The 21,978-nt window shown below is 46.9% G+C and carries 21 protein-coding genes and 1 pseudogene; 11 read left to right on the top strand and 11 right to left on the bottom strand.

From position 1 onward, the window contains the following. Nucleotides 1-72: 72 nt before the first annotated feature. The 6 genes and pseudogenes from NLX74_RS13210 (at nucleotide 73) to NLX74_RS13190 (ending at nucleotide 4,522) form a co-directional block, all read left to right on the top strand. The gene (locus NLX74_RS13210; RefSeq protein ID WP_254329002.1) at nucleotides 73-1,110 is read left to right on the top strand and encodes a serine hydrolase domain-containing protein; all 1,038 of its coding nucleotides are present in this window, start codon (nucleotides 73-75) and stop codon (nucleotides 1,108-1,110) included. A gap of 44 nt (nucleotides 1,111-1,154) precedes the next feature. Beyond that, a complete protein-coding gene (locus NLX74_RS13205; RefSeq protein ID WP_254329001.1) occupies nucleotides 1,155-2,306 on the top strand; it encodes an MGDG synthase family glycosyltransferase in 1,152 nt (383 codons plus the stop codon). Nucleotides 2,307-2,336: 30 nt separating this feature from the next. After that, nucleotides 2,337-2,618 (top strand): hypothetical protein, encoded by a 282-nt coding sequence (locus NLX74_RS13200; RefSeq protein ID WP_061831084.1) that lies wholly within the window; start codon nucleotides 2,337-2,339, stop codon nucleotides 2,616-2,618. Nucleotides 2,619-3,172: 554 nt separating this feature from the next. Beyond that, on the top strand, nucleotides 3,173-3,856 hold the full coding sequence (locus tag NLX74_RS13195; protein ID WP_061831083.1) for an MOSC domain-containing protein: 684 nt from the start codon (nucleotides 3,173-3,175) through the stop codon (nucleotides 3,854-3,856). Between the two features lie 15 nt (nucleotides 3,857-3,871). Beyond that, nucleotides 3,872-4,068: pseudogene (locus NLX74_RS25845) on the top strand (YggS family pyridoxal phosphate-dependent enzyme); the annotation flags it as partial. A 115-nt stretch (nucleotides 4,069-4,183) separates the two neighbouring features. Continuing rightward, a complete protein-coding gene (locus NLX74_RS13190; protein ID WP_165178889.1) occupies nucleotides 4,184-4,522 on the top strand; it encodes a DUF4870 domain-containing protein in 339 nt (112 codons plus the stop codon). Nucleotides 4,523-4,578: 56 nt separating this feature from the next. Here the strand turns inward: NLX74_RS13190 and NLX74_RS13185 are convergent, their stop codons facing one another. Both NLX74_RS13185 and NLX74_RS13180 read right to left on the bottom strand, forming a co-directional pair. Next, nucleotides 4,579-5,538, bottom strand: a complete 960-nt coding sequence (locus NLX74_RS13185) for a sigma-70 family RNA polymerase sigma factor (protein WP_254329000.1) — start codon at nucleotides 5,536-5,538, stop codon at nucleotides 4,579-4,581. 18 nt (nucleotides 5,539-5,556) lie between these two features. Further along, complete coding sequence (locus NLX74_RS13180) at nucleotides 5,557-6,000, bottom strand: carboxymuconolactone decarboxylase family protein (protein WP_069010897.1); 444 nt, start codon at nucleotides 5,998-6,000, stop codon at nucleotides 5,557-5,559. A gap of 151 nt (nucleotides 6,001-6,151) precedes the next feature. On the opposite strand from NLX74_RS13180, the gene mscL reads away from it, so the two are divergent. After that, a complete protein-coding gene (gene mscL / locus NLX74_RS13175; RefSeq protein ID WP_254328999.1) occupies nucleotides 6,152-6,646 on the top strand; it encodes a large conductance mechanosensitive channel protein MscL in 495 nt (164 codons plus the stop codon). Nucleotides 6,647-6,731: 85 nt separating this feature from the next. Here the strand turns inward: mscL and NLX74_RS13170 are convergent, their stop codons facing one another. Continuing rightward, the gene (locus NLX74_RS13170) at nucleotides 6,732-7,433 is read right to left on the bottom strand and encodes a histidine phosphatase family protein (RefSeq protein WP_069291006.1); all 702 of its coding nucleotides are present in this window, start codon (nucleotides 7,431-7,433) and stop codon (nucleotides 6,732-6,734) included. A gap of 72 nt (nucleotides 7,434-7,505) precedes the next feature. Next, nucleotides 7,506-7,799 (bottom strand): hypothetical protein, encoded by a 294-nt coding sequence (locus NLX74_RS13165; protein WP_023986824.1) that lies wholly within the window; start codon nucleotides 7,797-7,799, stop codon nucleotides 7,506-7,508. Nucleotides 7,800-7,970: 171 nt separating this feature from the next. Here NLX74_RS13165 and NLX74_RS13160 point away from each other — a divergent pair, with 171 nt between their 5' ends. After that, the gene (locus NLX74_RS13160; protein ID WP_254328997.1) at nucleotides 7,971-8,603 is read left to right on the top strand and encodes an NUDIX hydrolase; all 633 of its coding nucleotides are present in this window, start codon (nucleotides 7,971-7,973) and stop codon (nucleotides 8,601-8,603) included. 7 nt (nucleotides 8,604-8,610) lie between these two features. On the opposite strand, the gene NLX74_RS13155 is transcribed toward NLX74_RS13160, so the two are convergent. Together NLX74_RS13155 and NLX74_RS13150 are read right to left on the bottom strand one after the other, a co-directional pair. Then, the gene (locus NLX74_RS13155; RefSeq protein WP_254328996.1) at nucleotides 8,611-9,399 is read right to left on the bottom strand and encodes a TrmB family transcriptional regulator; all 789 of its coding nucleotides are present in this window, start codon (nucleotides 9,397-9,399) and stop codon (nucleotides 8,611-8,613) included. A 65-nt stretch (nucleotides 9,400-9,464) separates the two neighbouring features. Beyond that, complete coding sequence (locus NLX74_RS13150; RefSeq protein WP_250259523.1) at nucleotides 9,465-10,316, bottom strand: zinc ribbon domain-containing protein; 852 nt, start codon at nucleotides 10,314-10,316, stop codon at nucleotides 9,465-9,467. Between the two features lie 310 nt (nucleotides 10,317-10,626). Between NLX74_RS13150 and NLX74_RS13145 the strand changes: the two genes are divergently transcribed. Then, nucleotides 10,627-13,053, top strand: a complete 2,427-nt coding sequence (locus NLX74_RS13145) for a UvrD-helicase domain-containing protein (protein WP_254328995.1) — start codon at nucleotides 10,627-10,629, stop codon at nucleotides 13,051-13,053. Nucleotides 13,054-13,323: 270 nt separating this feature from the next. Here NLX74_RS13145 and csaA read toward each other — a convergent pair whose 3' ends face one another. Further along, nucleotides 13,324-13,656: a chaperone CsaA gene (gene csaA / locus NLX74_RS13140; protein ID WP_025719785.1), complete on the bottom strand. Its 333-nt coding sequence runs from the start codon at nucleotides 13,654-13,656 to the stop codon at nucleotides 13,324-13,326. A gap of 56 nt (nucleotides 13,657-13,712) precedes the next feature. Next, nucleotides 13,713-14,618: a DMT family transporter gene (locus tag NLX74_RS13135; protein ID WP_165178883.1), complete on the bottom strand. Its 906-nt coding sequence runs from the start codon at nucleotides 14,616-14,618 to the stop codon at nucleotides 13,713-13,715. Nucleotides 14,619-14,775: 157 nt separating this feature from the next. On the opposite strand from NLX74_RS13135, the gene NLX74_RS13130 reads away from it, so the two are divergent. Together NLX74_RS13130 and NLX74_RS13125 are read left to right on the top strand one after the other, a co-directional pair. Next, the gene (locus tag NLX74_RS13130) at nucleotides 14,776-15,669 is read left to right on the top strand and encodes an AraC family transcriptional regulator (RefSeq protein WP_254328994.1); all 894 of its coding nucleotides are present in this window, start codon (nucleotides 14,776-14,778) and stop codon (nucleotides 15,667-15,669) included. 325 nt (nucleotides 15,670-15,994) lie between these two features. Next, on the top strand, nucleotides 15,995-17,965 hold the full coding sequence (locus tag NLX74_RS13125) for a glycosyl hydrolase (protein WP_254328993.1): 1,971 nt from the start codon (nucleotides 15,995-15,997) through the stop codon (nucleotides 17,963-17,965). A gap of 318 nt (nucleotides 17,966-18,283) precedes the next feature. Here the strand turns inward: NLX74_RS13125 and NLX74_RS13120 are convergent, their stop codons facing one another. The 3 genes from NLX74_RS13120 to NLX74_RS13110 are packed head-to-tail and all read right to left on the bottom strand — an operon-like array spanning nucleotide 18,284 to nucleotide 21,911. Next, nucleotides 18,284-19,963 (bottom strand): ABC transporter substrate-binding protein, encoded by a 1,680-nt coding sequence (locus NLX74_RS13120; RefSeq protein ID WP_254328992.1) that lies wholly within the window; start codon nucleotides 19,961-19,963, stop codon nucleotides 18,284-18,286. A 38-nt stretch (nucleotides 19,964-20,001) separates the two neighbouring features. Next, on the bottom strand, nucleotides 20,002-20,940 hold the full coding sequence (locus tag NLX74_RS13115; RefSeq protein WP_254328991.1) for a carbohydrate ABC transporter permease: 939 nt from the start codon (nucleotides 20,938-20,940) through the stop codon (nucleotides 20,002-20,004). A gap of 14 nt (nucleotides 20,941-20,954) precedes the next feature. Further along, entirely contained in the window at nucleotides 20,955-21,911 is a 957-nt protein-coding gene (locus tag NLX74_RS13110) for an ABC transporter permease (protein WP_235307119.1), read from the bottom strand. Between the last annotated feature and the right edge of the window lie 67 nt (nucleotides 21,912-21,978).

The following is a 21,978-nucleotide window of genomic DNA, read 5'->3' as shown; positions in this document are numbered from 1 at the left end:
TACCTTATTTATCGGTTTTTGGAGTGTATGTGTTTGGGGTAAAATAAATAAACATAACAAGGAGGGAAAAGGATGAGCCGCTTTGCTCCGCTGTTCACTGCACCTGTTGCCCGTATGTCTGCCCTGAACATAGGAACTTGTGAAGAGGAGGGCGTCAATGCCTCCCTACTTGATCAGGCAGACCGTGAAATCCAAGCCAAGTTTCCTAAAATGCACAGCTTCCTGCTACTACGCCACGGCAAACTGATCTGGGAACGCTATTATAACGGGCATGAAGTAAGCTCTCTGAACGATTTGCGATCCGCGACCAAAAGCTTCACTTCCACGCTCATCGGCATAGCTATGGCTCGCGGTGATATGCCCGGGCCAGAGACGGCTGTGCATAAGCTGTTGCCTGAGTATTTACCTAGGCGGAAGGAAACACTGCTAGAGCAGATTACGATTCGCCATCTGTTGACCATGACATCCGGCTTGTATTGGCAGACGGGTAAAAAGCTCGGAGAAGCTTTTATCCACCGTTTTCATCGCAGTAAAAGCTGGCCATCCTTTGCTCTACGCTTACCTGTACAGGAGGATCAACTCGGTGTATTCCAATATCGTAGTGTTGATTCGCACCTGTTGTCCGTGCTGCTGACCCATTGTTGTGGGATTGACGCCTATACGTACGCTCTCCAGCATCTGTTCGAACCCTTAGGTTTCGGGAGAAGTGGTTGGGCACAAGATCCAGAGGGCTACACCATGGGACACATCGGGCTATATCTGACATCGCGTGACATGGCTAAATTCGGCGATTGCTGCCTTCATCAAGGCAGCTGGAACGGAACAGAATTGATTCCGGCCGATTGGCTGCATCAAGCGACACAGCGACAGGTTGAAGGTTATCCAGAATTCGGAGATTACGGATTCCAATGGTGGACAGGACGACTCCACGGCATCAACTATGCGTGTGCGCACGGACATGGAGGACAGCAAATTTATCTTGTGCCAGAAGCGAACGCAGTCGCAGTATTTACAGCAGATAGCAAGGTGAGCCGCTGGAAAAATCCGCGAACACTGCTGGAGCGCTACGTTTTTCCAGCCGTATCCTCCCTCAACTTGGAACGTTCCTGAAATGAGCTTTAATGTGCTTATTGAATATAGGAGGCTAAACAATCATGGAAGTCTCAGCACCAAAAATTCTAATATTGTACGCCAGTTACGGGGAAGGCCATGTGCAGGCCGCTCGGGCGATTATGGACAGTTTGCGAAGACTCGGACGCTGCGAGGTACAACTTCTCGACCTGATGGCTGAATCTCATCCCTGGTTGAACGGTCTGACCAAATTTGTATATATGCAAAGCTTCAAAACCATTCCTCAGCTTTACGGCTGGGTCTATAACATCACGCGCGGTATGCAGGCTAAATCGGCCTTTGGCCATGTATTGCATTCATTCGGAATGCGTCAACTTACGCTCACACTGAAAAAGGAGTTGCCGGATCTCGTGATACATACGTTCCCGCAGCTCGCGCTCCCGGCGTTACGCCGCAAAATGGGAATGAATTTGCCTATTGTCAACGTGGTTACAGATTTCGATCTGCATGGGCGCTGGCTGCATCCCGATATTGACCGCTACTATGTTGCCACTGAGGACATCCAGCAGGAAGCCGCCCAGCGGGGAATACCTATCGAACGCATTATCGCTACGGGGATTCCGATTCACGCTTCTTTTTATAACATGTCTGCTAACGAAGTTCCTGTTCAGGAACAGGTAATTCCATCGCAACAGGCTGAGACTACTACACTACTCATAATGGCTGGCGCCTATGGCGTGCTATCCGGCATACTGGATATCTGTCGGCAATTAAGCCAGCTTCCTCAGTTGCGGCTACTCATCGTCTGCGGACGTAACCAGCAACTGAAAGCAGAATTGGATGCGCTGTATGCAGACCACCCGGACATTTACACCTATGGATTCGTGGACTTTGTTCCAGCACTTATGCGTGCGAGCAATCTGGTGATTACAAAGCCCGGCGGCATTACACTCTCGGAAAGCATTGCATCCGGTTTGCCTATTCTTGTGTTCAAGCCCGTGCCCGGTCAGGAGCTAAATAATGCTCTGTATTTGCAGCAAAAAGGAGCTGCCCGTATTGCGCGCACTACGGAGGAGCTGATTCAGCATTGTCTCGACCTGATTTCCATCCCCTCTCTTGCCGAAGAGATGAAGCAGGCGATTGAGTTGCTTCGCAAGCCTCATCCCGCAGACCAGATTGCCGAGGATATTTTGCATCAGCTTGTGGATAAAAGACCTTCCGTACGGACAAATTAACGAAGAATAAGCCAGACGGAGGGGATACCAATGGAACGCGAAGGAAAGGATTTGCTCCCGCTTTCGGGTGAAAAGGTAGAAGTGGATGGTGTTTATATTGATGAGGATGGACATGAACAGCATTTGCACAGAGGTCAGCATTTTCCCTCTGATGTTGTTTTGGGTACTTCCGAGTGGAAAATGACCGAATACGCCTTTGATAATCATCATGAAGGACGTACTGATGAACGACTTATCCCCAAAAAGGATGACAAGAATAAAATGGGGAAAATCACACATCCGCGCCGCCATTTAAAAACTGGCGACCGATAATTACGGAAGTATATCCACAGTTACTCCCAATATGTTGATAGTTTGTGGACAATCTGTGTGCAAAGTGTGAGATATCGTTATATTGTCTACAGTTTGTGCACAAATTGTGCATAAAGCATGCTGTTTTTGTGGATAAATAGTAATGTGCGGTGGATAAAGTGCGTACAAGATGTGCAAAACCTGTGCATAACCGTGTGAATGGCTGAGCGAATCCTTTTCGTTCAGCCTTTTTCGTATTTTTATACACATTCTCTAATTCTTTTTTTACCGAGATCGGGTATGTTCGAACGAGAACATCGCTCCCAGAACGATGAGTTGCCCAAAAAGGACTCTATCCCATTAACGAAGACTAATCGAAAATTCGCAAATAGCGCATAGAGGAGTGTAAAATGGAAACGGGGACGAACAGAGTCAAAAGAGGAATTACCGAAATGTAAAAAGGCGTAGTCATCATAGAAATTCTCGCTTCAGGCGGGCGAACATATGCAGGAACGCGGTATATAGAAGCATCTAGCAAAACTCGTTGACCAAAATTTGGAGTAGGGGTGATCCGAATGGCATCTATTAAAATCCTTTCACTTAATGTCGGCATGCCCAAGCAGATCCAGTTTAATCAGAAGGACGTTTCTACGGGGATATTCAAGTCGGCCACAGATGAATATTTGTATTTATCTTATCTAAACTTCGAAGGGGATGGGCAGGGCGATCTAGTTCATCACGGGGGTAAAGAGAAAGCTGTATGCGTCTATCCCTACGAGCACTATCCGTTCTGGGAAAATGAATTGCGGAGACCGCTCGATTACGGCGCGTTCGGGGAAAATTTAACGATAAAGGGTTTGCTAGAATCCGACGTTTGCATTGGAGACGTCTTTAAGCTTGGCAAAGCTATCGTTCAAGTTAGCCAGCCGAGACAGCCTTGCTACAAGTTGTCCATCAAGTACGGCGTACCGGACATGCCCTTGAAGGTACAGCAAACAGGCTACACGGGATTCTACTTCCGCGTTCTGGAAGAGGGAGTTGTCTCTAAAGCCGAGGGATTATCCCTCCTTCATCGCCATCCGAAAGCAATTACGGTTTCATTTGCCAATCGAATTATGCATCAAGAGAAGGCTCATATCGAGGGTATTAAACAAATTCTCGAAGTGGAAGAATTGTCCTTAAACTGGAGAAATACGTTTCTAAAACGTTTGGCGGGAACCGAAACGGATTCTCGGGAAAGACTATCAGGCAATTCGTAAGGTGGAAGTGGTTCAATGAATTTGCAAGCTCGTCTGGCTGCAGTCGAACATCGAATCTGCGAAGCTTGTGGGCGATGCGACAGAAGCGCAGTCCAAATGGGAGACCTTTCAAACCACGGAAGGTGGCACTTTATCGGTCATTTGCAAACCAATAAGGTAAAAAAAAGGTTATCGCCAAATTCGAGTATATCCATTCGCTTGACCGCTTATCCTTTGTGTAGAGCCAATTTTTTTACCGAGATCGGGCATATCCTTCAATCCTGCCCTCATAGCTTGTATAGTACGGAGACTTAGCTTGAATCTTTTATAAAGGAGGATATGCCTGACATGTCAGTCTATAAGTCTTCCACAGGATTGGATGAAAATATAGCAGCTGTCCTGTGCTATTTGTTCGCCTTTATTGGCGCGCTGGCCTTTGTCATGCTGGAAAAGAAAAGCCGATTCGTATTATTTCACGCACTGCAATCCATACTTCTTTTTGTAGCCCTCATGATCGGACATGTGCTGGTCGGATTCATTCCGCTACTCGGTCCTTTCCTCGCTTCCCTGCTAACGCTGGCAAGCCTTGCCTTGTGGATTATCTTGTTAATTCGTGCGGGCCAAGGCAAGTGGCTCAAGCTTCCCTGGGTAGGCGATCTGGCTCTTCATCAAGCCCGGCAGTTGTGAAAACAACAAAAAACCTTGATCCTTAGCAGGATTCAAGGTTTTTGCTGTTTCGATGATTACTTTTTATCGCATGTTTGCTTCTTCTGTCCTATATGAATGTATCCCAACTTATCTGGGTTGACCATTAAATAAAAACTCTGAATATGCTCCCCGTCCGGTGTCAGTCTGAGACATAAGGTTTCTCTCACTTTTCCGTCTTCCAGAAATGCCAGCTGGACCTCGCCATTGATGACGGTGTGGAACACATCTCTTTCTCGTAAAACGGTTAATACCCGACGAGAAGTCAACAGGGCAAGAACACCTTTGCGTACAACCATCGGTCTCATCACCGTATGCACATTACCTCCGCCATCTGACACGAATACAGGTTGTTCAGCCAGTAGTTCCAGCATAGCAGTCACATCGTAGGCAAGAAAGGCGGTTGTAAAACGTTCTAGTAGTTTTATTCGGGAAGAGTTATTTACATTGCGACTGGACTGAGTATCAAGAGCAGATTCTCCCGAAGATAGAATACGACGGGAGCGACTGAACAACTGACGACAGTTGCTCTCAGTCTTCCCTAGCAATTCCGCAATATCTTTGTAATCATATTGAAAAGCTTCCCTCAGCACAAAAACAGCCCGCTCTATCGGCTTTAGCTGCTCCAGCAAAACCAGAAAAGCGTAAGATATCATGTCTTTACGCTCTAACCAATCCGCAGGAAGATCTGCACTTTCACCCAACGGCTCCGGCAGCCACTGTCCTACATATGTCTCTCTTTGCTTGCGTGCAGAGTTCAACAGATTTAGACACCGATTCATCGTCATTTTGGCTACATAGGCTTTGGGATTGTGTAAATCATCCAGGGGCTTATTCTTCAGCTCGACAAAGCAGTCTTGAACTACATCCTCGGCATCTGTAACCGTTCCAAGCATGCGATAAGCAATGGAAAAAGAATATTTACGATATCTTTGATACAGTTCCTCCAGATTTAAATCCACCGATTGTTGTTCAATTCTATGTTCTTTGCCAGACAAAGCATAGCCCCCTGTTCATTAAAGAATGCCCGGATACATCCCCGTTGCAATCGCAATCCGGTTCCAACTGTTAATCACGTTAACCGCGGTTATCAAGTCTACGTATTCTTCCTCTGTAAACTGTTCTCTGACCCTATTGTACAAATCCGTAGGTACCCCTTGTTCAGAGATACGGGTGACCGCTTCAGCTAATTCAAGCATAACACGTTCTTTTTCCGTGAACAAAGGAACCTCCCGCCATAAGGCTAGCTGCAAAATGTGATCAGCATAATCCCCCAGCTTGAGCAAATCCTTCGCATGCATATCCAGACAATAGGAACATCCATTGATTTGGGATACTCTAATTTTCAGTAGTTCATACAATACTTTGTCTGTAAAACGACCGGAAATATATTTTTCCATCTCCATCATTGCCTTGAACGTACTAGGACTCACTGCTCTGTGATTGAATCTTAAACTCACGATACATCGCCTCCATTATTGGTTTACATATAGAAGACAAATGAACATGTGATTTTGTGACAAAGTGCAATACATCAATTTGGAATTGCCCTCAAGTGGCATAGCATGTATTATAGATAAATGATTTTATGCAAAGAAGGTGAGCACTCACATGAGCGGAAAAGGTATTATAAAAGAATTTAAAGAATTCGCTGTACGGGGTAACGTGATTGACCTCGCGGTCGGTGTTATCATCGGTGGAGCGTTTGGCAAGATTGTCACTTCTGTGGTAAACGATATTATCATGCCTCCGATTGGTAAACTTCTGGGCGGCATGAATTTTCCAGACTTGTATGTAGCTTTACAAAATGCCGATCCTGTAAATGCTGACGGTACACGCATGAGTTTGGCACAGGCCAAAGAAGCAGGGATTGCGGTCCTCGCCTATGGGCAGTTCATTAACGTCCTGCTGGACTTCCTGATCGTGGCCTTCTGTGTGTTCATGCTGGTCAAGGGAATTAACATGCTGAAACGTAAAGAGGAAGAAAAACCTCCTCAGGAAAAAACGATTAAGGAATGTCCACATTGCCTATCCGAAATTCCTGTAGCCGCAACCCGTTGCGCACATTGCACTTCCAAGCTGGAAGGGTACGTCGAAGCACGCTGACTCAACCCACACCTATATGACTACAACAAACGGCTTAAGACGGTATACCGTCTTAAGCCGTTTTGGTATGGTGTAGGAGATATGATTAGTTGAAATTGGTGATAATGCCACGGGGTCTGACGGGCAAGCCCTCAGCGTACAGATGGGAAACATCACCGAAGCCGATGCAACGGGGAACTGCCCATTCCTGGGAGCGCTCATCAAACAAGATCGTGGTTACGGAGCTAGGCGGCATCCAAAAACCGGACCAGACCAAGGCCAATGGCAGCTCCAACAGATGAGCAAGCCAGGTCAGCCCGAAGCCGCCATGACAAAATACGGCCACCTGATCTTCGGTGTGCTTCAGAATCCGGTACCTGCCCTCCACCCGCTCAAAGCCTTGCCGTTTCAGGAATTCATCAGAATGAAGCTTCAGCTGTTCGAAGATTTCGGGACTCTGCGTTCCCTGATAATAGGAAATCTCCTGCCAAGAGTCATGAGTCGGCAGGGGCAACTCGGAACGGATCACTTCACCAGGCAAATCCCAATGGGAAAGACGGCCGTATGGAGTTTCTTCCAGCTTTAGGGCCAGCTCCTGCGTCCAGTGTTCCACTTCATGAGTCATACCCAAAGACTCGGCAGTGTAGCGCATCGTATCCAAAGCCCTTCCCAAAGGAGAGGCATAAATTCGATCCAGTCCGTGACTGGAAAGCCGTTTGGCCAATGCCTGGGCTTCCAAATGCCCCTCCGGCGTGATGGTGTTGTTGGGGTAATCGGGGTCTGCATGTCGGATAATATACAATCTCATCATTGGTTCTCCGTTCCTATGAATGGCGACAGGATCGCTTTATCTCATTCCGTCGATTAGTTCTCCTGATCTTTAACGTTTATTCAGCAAATTTTCCAAAATCGCGCGCAAATCCCTGTCTTCCTGGTAGACTTCCTCACCCGTATCCAGCTCAATAACCCGGATATATGTATAATTGGCTCTGACATCGACTGGTTTAAAAATCAATTCCTCTGGATTGTCTGGACGGACATCATAGCCCATATTTTTGAACATATCCGTGATTTGATCAATCCCCGGCTTGCCCCCACTTTCCAGCATAATTAACCCACGAAGTTCCTTGGGTTCCTCCGGATGCATGACTCGGAAATGTACTATACATTCCATGTAAAATCGCTCCTTTCAATCGTAAACCTGTGTGATGTTGCAAATCCTCATGTTCCCAGCATACCCCAAATGCCACTCCACATTCCACACCCGCCTTCATATCGTCAGGAAGGAAAACACGTTATACTGTAAAGTAGACTTTGATTTCTGCTTACTATAGGAGGAACCACGATGACTAGCGAGCTTCTGGATATCTACGATGATGAAGACACCCCCCTTGGCACAGCTTCCCGACAAGACGCACATGCCAAGGGATACTGGCACCATACCTTTCACTGCTGGCTAGCACGAGACACTTCGATAGGCCGTCGCTTACTGTTCCAACAGCGTCAGGATACGAAGGACACCTTCCCCGGATGCTACGATATTACAGCAGCCGGTCACTTGACGGCAGGCGAAGATATGTCTCAGGCGGCTCGTGAGCTGGAGGAAGAACTGGGCATTCATGTGCCCTTTGCCTCATTAACACCGCTGATGACCGTTCGGTATGAAAGCAAAGGTACCGCACAGGGTACCTCTTTTTGGGACCGGGAGGTTAGCTCGGTGTTTGGACTGCTATCGAACCAGCCATTGGAAGCTTATCACCTCCAGCAAGAAGAAGTAGCCGGACTGTACGAAGCTGATCTTAACCAAGCACTGGCCCTTTTTGAAGGCCATATTCCCTTTATCGAAGCCCAAGGCATTACGTCAGGGACGAATCCAGAAAAAACTCGCCGCCTGATTACATCGGATCAATTCGTGCCTCATAAGGCGGGCTATATTACATCTATATGCCGGGCACTGATGGAACTTCCTAGCCGGTAATCTTTAGCTATTCTCCAGCTGACATATATTTGCCGATAATGCCTTCATACCGCCAGCCATACCGGGTCGACAGCTCTCTGCCCATATCATGCTCCAGCTCATACAGAATAAGATCCTGGGCAAAATGATTAAGCAGTAGACCTGTCATTACCGGATGCTCGGTAATAAGCGCCTGTGTCGGGCAATTCTCTCCCCGCATACCCAGCATGCACCAACGCCGATCAATAACAAAAGAAAACTTACGCCCTGCTGGTTCCTGTCCGTCTGTACCAGACCTAAACGGTAACCACGGTCCCATCATGCTTTCTCCGTTATCGCAGGACCAGAGCAGACGCACACCTCGACTCTCGGCTTTCTTTAACTCTGTCCGCAGCAGTTCGGCTTCCTCGCGCCACAAATCCAACACAATCTCATGCTCTGCCCGTTCCAATTCACGTGTCAGACTTTCCAGTACCTTCCGATCGCCTTCCGCATTATAAAAGGTCGGCTTGGTTGGTTCTGTTCGTGGCATTTCTTTCTCCACTGCACGTAGCGACTCCTGCATTTGTCCTTCGATCATCCGGGTCAATTCACCCGGTGGCAGCATGCTGTAACGAACAGGCTCTCCAGCACTGGTTCTGAGGTATCCCTGCCCGGCCAAACGCTGTAAAGCCGCGTACACGTTGGAGCGTGATGCACCCAGACGCTTAGCCACTTCATAGCCGGAAGCCGCATTTTGCCTCGAAAGCTCGACCATAACCTTGGCTTCCATTTCCGTAAAACCCAGATTCCGCAGATGATGCAGCAAACGCTCCATATATTCTGTTCCCCCTATGCTGCCCGGCGTTATGTCTGTGTCCTGCAGCAGCCTGTTCGGCTGCGTTAAATCTGTTCAGCTCCGCAACGCGGGCACCACTTGGACCCTTTGGGTAGTTCTGCGGTGCAGATTTGGCATTTTACATTCTCACGTACTTGTGCAGACGGCGTTGCCGGTTTCTCAGCCCCGGAGTTGTTGGCCTTCCAATATCGAATCCGCTCGTCCAGCTCCTCCTGACGCTCACGCTCACGTGCCAGTTCTTCAAGACGACGGTGTTCTTTTTCCAGATCTTCCTGGCGACGGCGCTCCCACTCAGCGTCGAATGCCGCTTTTTCTTCCGGTGTAAAATCAGATACTGTGTAATCGCGGTCTAGTCCCGCTGGTTCGTGTGTTTCGTACCGCTCATCCTGTTCCTGTTCATGCCGATCGACTACTTCATGTTCTGCATACTCCGTGTAAGCAGGCGTTGCATCCTTCACTACCTCTGGCTTGCGCAGATCAAAAGAATAGACGTCCGTTGGCACCTCTTCACGCACAGCAGCCACCTGCTTGGAGGCAGCCTGCCCTTCATTCAGCTTGCGTCCGCATTTGGGGCAAAAGTTGGCATCCAGTGGCACAACTGCTCCACAGGTGCATAAATGAGCGTTTTTTAATTCTGCAATTCTACTGCGCAGCTCGTCAATTTCATCCTGAAGCTCATCACATGCGGTGGATAGCTGTGTCATCTCGGTTTCTGCCACCGACATGTCGGATGCGCGGTAACCTTCGTAAAAGATCTGACCCATTCGCAAGAAATGAACATCCATTTCCTGCTGAATCGTTGTAATTTGTGAATTGATCTTACTAATCTCGACAGCATGCTGCGCCTTTTCTGTTGCGCGATTAGCGCCTTCCTTTATGCGTTGAATCAGCTTCATCGTTATTTCCTCCCCATATCCAGCCGGATTTCACTGTACCGTCCGTATATCCCAAAGTTTTTTTCTGTTGGCAAACGTCGAACTCCTGTATAATGGAATGCGGTCATATCGCCTGTTTGAAGGCTATAGGCATTAGCGTCAACGTATTGACGTTCTGTCACTCCGGCATGATCCGCATGAATTTCAGCATTATTTTAGTCCATCGCCTTGTTCTTTTCGTCAGCTAAAGCTGACTAGAACTCTATCATACCAAAAACTACCCCCATTTGTGAAAATGGAAGATTTTAAGAACGAAAGGGGTTTCAGGATTATGGACCCAAATCCTTCTTTTTACCCCCGACCCATCGGGGTTCCTTACTCAACGTCGAGCCCTCAGGCACGTCGTGCTTCCATGGATACCAGTATGACGCTGGTGCCTGACACCGACCAAGACTCGGCCTATTTTCGTGCTTTAGAGAACGCCGGCATTCACCTGAACCGCCCGCAGATCCAGGCCGTCCGACACGGCAAAGGCCCCCTTCTGACCCTTGCAGGGGCGGGCTGCGGCAAAACCACAGTGCTGGCTGCCCGCGCAGGCTACCTCATGGCGATGCGGGATGTCCCTGCATCGTCCATTCTGCTGGTGACCTTCACCAGCAAGGCAGCTGCCGAAATGAAACTGCGCATCGCGGGATTACCCGGTGTGCGCCCTGCCGCTGCACGTGCAGTTCAGGCACGCACGTTTCACTCATTCGCTTTGGCAATGCTGCGTCATCGCGGCGTGCAAGATGAAGTGTTCGGTGAAACGCAGGCCCAGCATACCGTCATGAAAATGATGCTGCGTCAGCTTGGGCTCAGCGAGGCTTTCCAGCCGGAAAGCCTGCTGTCTGCCCTCTCCGCCTGGAAAGCGGAAGGCCGCAGCGCGGACGAGCTGCCGGAAACCGTACGCGAGGAATCGGATGCCAAGCGTGCCATGCTCGCCTATGAAGCGTGGAAACAGGAACGCAATAAAATGGATTTTGACGATATTCTGCTGCGTGCCTCCGCACTGCTGCGTGACCCGGATGTGCTTCAGCCGCTTCAGCGACGTTTTTCACATATCATGGTCGATGAATTTCAGGATACGAATGCCCTGCAATATGAGATGGTGCAGCGATTGGCTGCTCGACATCGCAATCTGATGGTCGTCGGAGATGATGATCAGACGATCTATACCTTTAATGGGGCACGCCAGGAATCCATTCTGGAATTTGACAAAGTCTATAAGGATGCAAAGGTCATTACCCTGGATATTAATTATCGCAGCGATGCGCGGATTTTGGGGCTGGGCTCTAACATTGTCGCCAAAAATGTTCATCGACGCTCCAAACGTCTTTCGGCTGCCGGGCGTGAAGGCTTGCCGCCGCAGTTTGCCACCCCATCCGGACCCGAGGAGGAGGCGGGGCATATTGTTACTCATCTACTCGGGCAGGTAGAGGAAGGTCGGCTGCGCTACCGGGATATCGCTATTTTGCACCGGACAGCCAGCGGAAGCCGATCTATTTTTGAGCAATTAATTATGCGGGATGTCCCATTTATTCAGTACGGAGCAGGGGCTGTATTTTATGATCAGTCCCTGATTCGTCCCTTAATGGATCACCTGCGCTTGTCGCTAAATCCCCGGCGTATGGAATCCATTCCGAGCACCCTCGGGCCGCTGTACGTATCCCGTGAGGCGGGGATGGAATGGATTATGCGCGAGGAGAAACAGCAGGCTAAAAAATACCCGCTGATTCATCTCAGCCGCTGGGATCGACTACGTGATTTTCAGCGTGAGCAGGTGAAAGAGCGTATTCGTCTGATTCGCAGTCTCACTACAATGAAACCTGCCTATGCCATTCAAGAAATGCGGCGCGTCTTTTATGACAAATATTTGGAAAGCGGAGATACGGGCGCGTGGACTCATTATAAGGAAACGATGCAAGAAAGTCTGGAGGAGCTCGAAACGGCAGCCAAGCGCTTTGACACCGTGGAGGCGTTCGTCAGCTTTGCGGACGAGCTTTCCGAGCGTCACCGCCAAATGGAATCGCTGCGCAGAGAAGAAGACAGCGATGCTGTTCGGCTCATGACGATCCACCGCGCCAAAGGGCTGGAATTCCCTTGCGTATATTGGATCGGAGCCAGCGAGGGCATTCTGCCGCACAGCTCGGCGCTGCACAGCGAGCTGCCGGAGGATCGGCGGGCAGGCGCCGCCCCGACTACGGCTGTGGATAACGATGCAGCGCTTGAAGAAGAGCGCCGCCTCGCTTACGTGGCCGTCACCCGGGCGAAGGAGTTGCTGTACATCACCTCTCCCGCCTCTAATCATGGCAAGCCTGCCGCCGTGTCACGCTTCCTGCTGGAAGCCTACGGGGTCACTCCTGAGGCTTCCAAGCCGGAAGCACGCCGCAGCAGCTTCGGCCAACCGAAGGGTGCTTCCGGGTATAGCAACCGTGCTGGTGCTGGATCGCCAGCGTCTGGCACAGCGACCCGCGTGAGCAGCAGGCCGGGACCAGGCAGCGCTACGGTACGGACGACCTCGTCGGTGGCAGGGTCTCCGGCAGAGCCACGCATCAACGTGCCTGTGTGGAAATGCACCGACGGTGCCTGCAAAGCGTGGATGCGGCGCGACACAACAAGCGGACGCCGTACAAGCGCGGCTAGCACAGGCACGCCGCCGGTGTGCCCGCTCTGCGCCTCCCCGATGACAGAGGGGACACGCAGCATCCCAGCCAGATAGGCATAAGGCGCATAGCTGGTATGGAGAATTGTCTTTTGCTGGACTGGTGACACTCGTGATTTCCAGCCTAACTGTTGCAGATTATTAATGAATCAAAAAAGTTAAGTTGTAGACAGACCAATAAAAGAAAAGGCGGCAGACTAGGATATGAAAATAAAATCCTCGTCTGCCGCTATCTGTTTTCACTTGCTATCGAACGATCGTATACCGTTAGTTCAATGCCTTGCCTGTTGTGAAGTTATATATTTTAATCATTAAACAAGCGCTCTATCACCCAATAGGTGTTCCGTCAGGTAATTTGATATCTGGTTTCAATAGAACCACATCCCCCTTTTCGGGAATTCCTCCAAGGACCAATACCTCTGACTTAAAGCCTGCTATCCGTCGAGGTGGAAAGTTGACTACACCTATGATTTGTTCCCCTATAATATCTTCAGCCACATATCTTTTTGTAATTTGTGCACTCGAAGCTTTTATTCCGATATCTTGTCCAAAATCAATTTCAAGTTTAATAGCAGGTACTTTTGCTTCTGCAAAAAACTCAGCTTTAATTATGGTTCCAACTCGAATATCTAGTTTCAAAAAATCATCAATCGTTGCCATCTAAACATTCTCCTCATCGATTGTTTTCTTCAATTTCGCGATAATGAATTTCAAATTTAATATTTTGCAACCGTAGTATACTTTAAAGATTTTGCCCAAAAATACATCCCCATACCGAATAAAGTCATGATTCCACCTATGAATTGAAATGCAGAGATTATTTCTCCCAAGAATAAGTAAGCGAGAATTATGGCAAGAACAGGCTCTCCAATAATACCAACTGAGACCGTAGTTGCACCCATTGATTTCAACAACAGATTAAAAATATATTGTCCAAAAATAGTTGGGATTACTGCAAGTAACAAGAAATACATCCAATCCGACGAGCCATATTCGATCAAGGCATAATGATTCAACAAATTGTAGACCAGCATGACGCTGCCACCAATAAAAAAAACAATAACACTATATACATTTGCATTTATTTTGTGACTTACTTTCTGTCCTGCCAACATATATGCTGAAACCAAAATTGTTCCTACTAAAGATAATCCATCTCCGATTAATGCCTCTCTCGAAATCCCAATGTCTCCCCAAGCTATAATGATTGAACCGACAAGAGCGGCGATCAAACAAAGAATGGTTAATATATTTGCTCGTTCTCTGAACATAATGTATGAACCCATCATTACAAATAAAGGCTGCAAGGATAAGATGACCATGGAGCTCGCAACTGAGGTATATACTAAAGATTCCATCCAGAATAAGAAATGCAACCCGAGAAAAAGACCAGCTATGAAAACAGTACTCCAATCTTTTTTGTTCATTTCTAAGGAACGGAACATTTTCCAAGGTACAAAAGGAAGCATTATGAGTACTGACATATACAATCTGTACATCCCAGCCACAGAGGTTGGAGTATCTGAGGATTTTATCATGATGGATGAGATAGAAACAGACAGTATGCTGATTAAAAGCAAAATATACGGATGAAACGGTAACGACGATTGATTTATTTTCACATGTACGCCTCCAAGATGTCTTATCCAATCGCCTGTGCACAGGATTGTAATGATAAGCCGAAGATCTGGTATAATAATATCATCACTTTTGTTTTATTTGTGTAACTATATCTTTAATTTATATAGAAATATCGTCATCAGAAAGGACCTCTCTAAAATGGAAAAACAATTGCATGAGACCATTCTATATCCTGATATTTCATTTCCATACATCATGTACACCCATACTATTCATGCAAGTAATCCTCAAGGTAGAGGATTCAACGATTTACATTGGCATGAGGAACTACAAATCACTTTGGTTACCAAAGGAAAGCTAGTGATACAAGTTAACGGGATTGATCATGAATTAGAAACGGGTCAGGCCATTTTAATTAATAAGGGTGTCCTTCACGTTACTACACACCTTACACATAACGGTCAATATGTCAGTTTTAATTTCCCTGAGAAGCTGCTGGCCTTTTATGCAGATAGTGCGATGGAAAAAAATTATGTACTTCCTTATACAAACTCTCTCTTATTGTCATTCGTAATCAAAGGAGATGTTGAATGGCAAATTCAAATACTGCAAATGCTTTGGGATATGAAACAGAAATTTGATATGAAAAAAAAATGGGGCTGGGAATACGAGGTTTCCATCAAAACGGCACAATTATGGTTAGTCTTAATATCTAATATTTCTCTGTCTTCTGAGGAAGCACCTAAATACATGAAACTGCAACAGGAAAGACTTCAATTGATGCTCAGCTTTATCCATCAAAACTATTCAGACAATATAACACTGCAAGAAATTGCTGAAGTAGCACATTTAAGTATTTCGGAATGCACTCGTAGTTTTAAGAGAACCATTCATATGACACCTTACGACTACTTAATTAAGTACCGTATCAAGAAAAGCAGCGAGTTATTAATTTCAACAGATTCTACAGTAACTGAAATAGCCCACAGAGTGGGGTTCAATCATGTAAATCACTTCATTCAGTCTTTTAAGAAACATCATAAAAAAACACCTAAAGAATTCCGGAAATTTAGAAATGAATTCATCAATTAAGGAAGAATTCGTTCAGCAAATTTCGCCCAGACAAATTCAGAAGATATGAAGTTTGTTTACCATCGGAGTTAAAAATCCATAATTTAAGGATGATTTCTTCCGAAATTCATTGTATGGTTCCTGCCTTGCCTCTAATTTATGATGAAATTAAAGCGAGGTGATGAACTAAAAAACTTAAAAGGAAATATTGAAAACGCATACAAATAAAGATGGGATTATGGAAGCAGTTGTTTATTATTTATTTTTTTTATTTTTGAAAACGGTTTCTTAAATCTGCGCCGCAGGACAATTAGGGTGGTAACATCTAATTCAAGGAGTGAGTCATATGCCAGATCCATGGAAAAGAAGGTTTTTCGGCATTCTTAGTTTTGTTCTCTTATCTTTTTTGTTGGTATCTCTCGATTTAATTCCAAGCTTAGCAAAAGCAGAATCAACTAACTTGGTCACCCATGTTGAAGACAAAACGACGATGGGTGCAAGTGAAGATTTATCCACTAATGGCAAATCTCCTTCTACAGTTGTCAGCTCCAAAGATGCAATTATTCAAGGTTACGGCGTAGAAAAACGGGATACTCCCTATACAGGCGATACACTTTATAAAGGCGACGGCTATGTATCCTTCTTTTATGATTATGACCCAAATTCGGGCAAGTCTGACGGGACGGCTACGTTTAAAGTGAATGTGCCGACAGCAGGTCTATATAAGCTGAGCCTCGGTTACTATATTCCGGCGAACACCGGCTCCAAGGATACCAGCTTCGAGGTCAATGGTACAATGGCTGAAAGTATAACGCTGGTTCCCCCTCCGGGAGGTGCGGTTGTAAACGAGAAGTTGGTAAGCAAAATCATGTTGAATGCCGGTACAAACGAGGTTACTTTTTCAAGAGGCTGGGGATATTACGGGATCGAATACGTGAAGGTTGAATTCGCCAGTTTGCCTGCTACAAACAGCAAAATTGAAGCCGAAGACGGAGTCATCACTGGTGAAGTCAGCACCGAAACCGCCAGCACGGGCTATTCTGGTACCGGTTACGCAGCCTTTAAAGGCACAGGGTCGTTAACCCTTGCCTATAATGCAGCTTCAAGTGGCCTGTACAATCTTGCAATCGGTTACAGTAATCCTAATAGTGACAAAAAGACCCATATGGTGGTCAACGGTCAGGCAAGCGAAATATCCCTTCCGACAACTGCAAGCTATACCGAGGTATCCGGCGGTAAAATCATGCTGAATTCGGGAAACAACACAATACAGTTCAATGTCGACTTGGGCCAGTATCATATCGACTACATCAAGCTGTCAGCAGTGCTCCCCCCGAAACTGCATCAGATTGGGAAAAAGCCGGTAAACCCGAATGCGACTGTGGAAACCAAGGCACTCATGGGTTATCTCGTGGATGTTTACGGGGACAAAATTCTTTCCGGTCAGCACACTCTTGAGGATGCCCAGTGGATTAAAGACCAGACTGGAAAGTATCCTGCAATATTGTCAACGGACATGATGGATTACTCCCCCTCTCGCGTCGAGCATGGTGCCACCTCAACTGAGGTGGACAAGGCGATCCAATGGGCCAAAGAAGGTGGAATTGTCACGTTTGTATGGCACTGGAATGCCCCTAAGGGTCTACATGACATTCCAGGCAAAGAATGGTACCGCGGATTTTACACCGAGGCTACTACATTTGACGTTCAATATGCGCTTAATCATCCCGAATCGGAAGAATATCAGCTAATCCTGCGGGACATTGATGCCATTGCCGCTCAGTTGAAACGCTTCCAAGATGCTCACGTTCCGGTGCTGTGGAGACCACTGCACGAGGCGGAAGGCAAATGGTTTTGGTGGGGCGCCCAAGGGCCAGACTCCGCCAAGCAGCTGTACCGTATCATGTACGACCGTCTAACACACTACCATCACCTGAACAATCTGATCTGGGTATGGAACTCCGAGAGCCCCGAATGGTATCCGGGAGACGATGTCGTCGATATTGTAAGTGTGGATATCTACAACCCGGCGGCTAATTATAACCCAAGTATCGGCAAGTACGACAGCTTGGTAAATCTCGTGCAAGGCAAGAAACTGGTTGGTCTGTCCGAAAACGGCCCGATTGGCGATCCCGAATTGCTTCAAGCATATTCAGCGCATTGGCTCTTTTTCACCACATGGACGGGCGATTTCGTCCGCAACGGACAATATAACTCCCTGGATCATCTCATAAAAGTGTTCAACAGCGATTACGTGATCACGAGGGATGAGCTTCCTCAAGACCTATTTACTTCCTCCAAGAATGAAGCGGAGTAAGGCGCTCTTACGGGGCTCACCGTACCACGGAAGGTAGCAGATACTTCGGACGATGGGTATGTGGCTGGATTCTGATAACAACATCGACAAATTGGTAATTACTTTGAACGTGCCTGTAATTTTACCGTCCCATCCAGCACCATGAAGCAGCGTAGAAGCCTTTCGCTAACGAACAGCGGCCACCTCAGAAAATAACCGAGGCGGCCGCTATTGGTTTGTAACTTGAACAATATAGTCTATGATAAACCATTATAAAAAAAGGACCGTCTTCTCTCCGGCAGGAAAGTCGAAACGGCCCCGTTCTTTTTGCAAAACGAATTAGTTAGTAGACCATAGCTTAATCCGGTTTTGAATATGTTTGGTAAAGGATTGTTCCATTTCTTGTACTCCGGCTTTCTCCAGCTCTGCCATATAGGCATCCCAAACCTTATCGAAGTTTTCCGGCTTGGTCATGACAGCTTCCGGAATTCGTTTCCATGTAATATCCTTCATCTTGGCTCCGAGAATAACAGCCGGATCGTCATTGGGGAGAGACATCGTGTAGGCTGCTCCGTATGCTCTCGGTTGGAATTCTTCTTCTTTTGGGAATAGATCTTTCCAATGATCAATCTTATAGGCCTTTAGGACTTCCTTCTCCGACTTGTTATAAGTTGCTGTCAGCATCTCCGGATAACTACGAGTAAAGTAGTTGCCGGTGGAGTCCTTGATGCCATCACCATAATGGACCGACAAGTTCCAATATAGACCGATTCCAGATTCTTTTTGGAAAGCTGCATTGTCATTGTTCATCCGTTCCAGCACAGCCGGAATAATCGTCCGTTTGCCGTCTTTAACCGTGTAATGCTTTCCTTCAATCCCCCAATTATTCAGGATTTGCCCCTCTTCCGATGCCAGAAAGTCGAGGAACTGGATAGCGCGTACCGGGTCCTTGCACTTGCTAGAGATCGAGATTCCATATCCCCCATCAAAGCCAGGAAGCCAAAAGTTGGTGTCCTTATATTCCTTGCTCATGGTGACTGGATAATGACCGTATGTTTGGTCGAATTTGCCCTCCGCTTTTAGCGCATTTTGCCCGTCGCCATAGTCCCATTCTGGATCGGCCAAGCCCAGTACGCGGCCTGAAGCCACCTTCGCCTTAAACTGATCGGTCTTCTGCACGAAGCTTTCCGGATCAAGCAATCCAATGGAGTTCATGTGATTCAACCAGCGGAAATATTCCTTTTCTTCCGGTCGGCGGAAATGATAAGTGGCTTGGTGTGTTTTTTGATCAATGTAGTATTCGCCGTCGTCTGGTCCCCCGGTCGTTTGAAATCCTGAGTTTGTTACCTGGTACATATGCCAATCGTCGGCATTAAGGGACAATCCGATATTTTTATTGCCATTTTCGTCCGTCGGATGCTTGGTGATATAGCCCTTAATGACTTTTTCAAAATCCTGTACCGTACGAATGTCCGGGTATCCCGCTTCCTTGACGACACGATGCTGGAGTTTAAACCCTACGTCGGGTTTAATTTTTTTCTCCTCGACAGCGGACCAGGTCGGAATCACATAGATCGATGGGTCGTCCAAACTGTACTTTGTCCGAACAAGCTTGTCTCCCAGCATTTTTTTGATGTTCGGTGCGTGCTTGTCGATCAAATCCGTCAGATCAATGATTGCACCAGCATCGACAAGTTTGCCGACATCCGCCTTAGCAGCGATCAAATCAGGATAGTTTCCTGTGGCTGCAATCAACGAAATCTTTTGGACCGGGTCTCCGACAGCGAATTCAGCATCTAGAGTTACTCCGGTTTTTTCAGCGATGACCTTACCGACTTGATCCTTCATGCTATTCCAATTTGTGCTGGAGTCTTCCGAAAAATAAGTAAGTGTGATGTCTCCTGTTGTTACGGCCTTGGTAGCCTCAGACGGATTATTACCGCTGCACCCTGCAAGGGTCGCGACTAAAGTCAGTGACATTACGAAAGATACGACCATTCTATTTTTTCTTGGCTTCATGGAGCGAAACCTCCCATTATAGTGAATGTTTGCTTCGTTTAGCTCTTTACCGCTCCGAGCGTCATACCCTTAACAAAATATTTTTGTAAAAAAGGATAGACGATAAGAATCGGCACTGTAACAATGATGGTGATTGCCATTTTGACGGATTCCGGTGAAACCTGTGCCATACGCTCGGCCATATTGGCAGCGTCCTGGGAATTGGTTGCGCTTGTTGTCGTACTTTGCAGAATTTTCATCAATTCATATTGCAGGGTCGTCAACGATTCGTTGGACCCATTAAACAGGTAAGTATCGAACCAAGAGTTCCATTGCCCAACTGCCAAGAAGAGCGCTACGGTCGCTAATGCCGGTTTGCAAAGAGGAAGAATAACGCGCCAGTAGATCGTGAAATCGTTGGCACCATCCAGCTTGGCTGATTCCTGTAACGCATAAGGCAGACCATCAATGAAGGAACGAATAATGAAGACATTAAACGCACTTACCAGACCTGGTAAAATATAGACGGCAAATGTATCAATTAAATGCAATTCCTTCATCAGGATAAAACCTGGAATCAACCCTCCAGAAACATACATGGTGACGGCCAGAAAGATGGAGATGAACCTTCTAGCTTGAAAATCACTTCGTGCAAGCGTATAGGCAAGCATCGAGCCGCTGACCAAGCCCGCTACGGTGCCAATGACGGTTCGCAGAAAGGAGATCTTGAATCCAGTGATTAACCCCTCATAGGTGAAAATCAAGTCGTAATTCTTCAAAGTAAATTGCCTTGGCCAGATGGTGATCCCACCTCTAATGGTGTCTATCGAATCGTTAAAAGAGATAGCTAGCACATTTAAGAACGGGTAGATCGTCAGAACGGTGACCACAATCATGAAAACATAAACAACTATCCCCAGGATTCGGTCTTGTGGTGATTTCGCCTGAAGCTTGTTGTTTAATCCGCCGACCGGCGTAGTGCTTTTGACAGCCTCCATGTCCATTCTCCTCCTTACATAATGCTCTCGTTGGTATAGCGCTTAAAGATTCCATTAGCCGCAAACAATAGGATCAGGCTTATCACCGAATTAAAAATATTAATGGCCGTTCCGAAAGAGTAACGTCCCATCGCCAGACCATAATTAAGCGCATACAAATCAAGTACTTCAGAGTAATCAATGACCAGGTGATTGCCCAGCAGAAATTGTTTCTCGAATCCTGTACCGAGCAGATGACCAATAGACATAATCAGGAGAATGATAATAGTCGGCCGGATCCCCGGCAGCGTGATATGCCACATTTGCTGTAATCGGCTAGCGCCGTCCACCCGCGCAGCCTCGTATAATTCAGGACCAATACCGGCGATGGCAGCCAGATAAATAATGGCGTTCCACCCCGTTTCCTTCCAGATGTCTCCGAAAGTTACAACCCACCAAAATAATTTACCTTGGGCCATAAACTGGACTGGCTGATCGATGATGCCTAGACCCATGAGCATATCGTTTACGACACCGCCATCCGCTGAAAGCATTTTGGTGACAATGCCTGCAGCAACCACCCATGAAACAAAGTGCGGCAGATAAGATACGGTCTGAACAAATCGTTTTACCACTTGTATGCGGACCTCGTTGAGCAATAGAGCAAAGACAACGGGTACAATAAAGCCAGCGACCAGTCCCATAAGGCTCATAGCCAGCGTGTTCCGCAATACTTGGTAGAAATGATCATCTTGGAACAATGTACGAAAATGCTCCAAGCCCACCCACTTCTGTTCAAAAAAACTCAAACCAGGTCTGTATTTCTGAAATGCCATTGTCCAGCCCCATAGCGGCAAATACTGAAAGATGAAGACCCAGATAACAAACGGAATGGACATATAGTAAAGATACCTCTGGCTTTTAAATACCTTCCAAGCATTCCGCTTCGGTTTTTTGTATACGTTTTCCGAATTTGCTGTTACCGCTTTCATTTTTTCATCCCCTCTCTTAAAACCAATCATAAAACAGAGGAGAGTCAGAACCCATACAACGGATTTC

It is taken from the genome of Paenibacillus sp. MZ03-122A (assembly GCF_024213325.1).
In the GTDB taxonomy this organism is placed as follows: domain Bacteria; phylum Bacillota; class Bacilli; order Paenibacillales; family Paenibacillaceae; genus Paenibacillus; species Paenibacillus polymyxa_B.
Note: the sequence above shows the minus strand (reverse complement) of the source record. Positions and strands in the feature narration are given on the sequence as shown.

Bases quoted from the DNA above. Each gene is read 5' to 3' on its own strand.
- NLX74_RS13125 (WP_254328993.1), top strand. From the start codon at position 15,995: ATGCCAGATCCATGGAAAAGAAGGTTTTTCGGCATTCTTAGTTTTGTT.
- NLX74_RS13165 (WP_023986824.1), bottom strand. From the start codon at position 7,799: ATGGAATGTATAGTACATTTCCGAGTCATGCATCCGGAGGAACCCAAG.
- NLX74_RS13120 (WP_254328992.1), bottom strand. From the start codon at position 19,963: ATGAAGCCAAGAAAAAATAGAATGGTCGTATCTTTCGTAATGTCACTG.
- NLX74_RS13115 (WP_254328991.1), bottom strand. From the start codon at position 20,940: ATGGAGGCTGTCAAAAGCACTACGCCGGTCGGCGGATTAAACAACAAG.
- NLX74_RS13145 (WP_254328995.1), top strand. From the start codon at position 10,627: ATGGACCCAAATCCTTCTTTTTACCCCCGACCCATCGGGGTTCCTTAC.
- NLX74_RS13210 (WP_254329002.1), top strand. From the start codon at position 73: ATGAGCCGCTTTGCTCCGCTGTTCACTGCACCTGTTGCCCGTATGTCT.
- NLX74_RS13150 (WP_250259523.1), bottom strand. From the start codon at position 10,316: ATGAAGCTGATTCAACGCATAAAGGAAGGCGCTAATCGCGCAACAGAA.
- csaA (WP_025719785.1), bottom strand. From the start codon at position 13,656: ATGGCAACGATTGATGATTTTTTGAAACTAGATATTCGAGTTGGAACC.
- NLX74_RS13195 (WP_061831083.1), top strand. From the start codon at position 3,173: ATGGCATCTATTAAAATCCTTTCACTTAATGTCGGCATGCCCAAGCAG.
- NLX74_RS13170 (WP_069291006.1), bottom strand. From the start codon at position 7,433: ATGAGATTGTATATTATCCGACATGCAGACCCCGATTACCCCAACAAC.
- NLX74_RS13130 (WP_254328994.1), top strand. From the start codon at position 14,776: ATGGAAAAACAATTGCATGAGACCATTCTATATCCTGATATTTCATTT.
- NLX74_RS13155 (WP_254328996.1), bottom strand. From the start codon at position 9,399: ATGGAGCGTTTGCTGCATCATCTGCGGAATCTGGGTTTTACGGAAATG.
- NLX74_RS13205 (WP_254329001.1), top strand. From the start codon at position 1,155: ATGGAAGTCTCAGCACCAAAAATTCTAATATTGTACGCCAGTTACGGG.
- NLX74_RS13160 (WP_254328997.1), top strand. From the start codon at position 7,971: ATGACTAGCGAGCTTCTGGATATCTACGATGATGAAGACACCCCCCTT.
- NLX74_RS13200 (WP_061831084.1), top strand. From the start codon at position 2,337: ATGGAACGCGAAGGAAAGGATTTGCTCCCGCTTTCGGGTGAAAAGGTA.
- NLX74_RS13110 (WP_235307119.1), bottom strand. From the start codon at position 21,911: ATGAAAGCGGTAACAGCAAATTCGGAAAACGTATACAAAAAACCGAAG.
- mscL (WP_254328999.1), top strand. From the start codon at position 6,152: ATGAGCGGAAAAGGTATTATAAAAGAATTTAAAGAATTCGCTGTACGG.
- NLX74_RS13190 (WP_165178889.1), top strand. From the start codon at position 4,184: ATGTCAGTCTATAAGTCTTCCACAGGATTGGATGAAAATATAGCAGCT.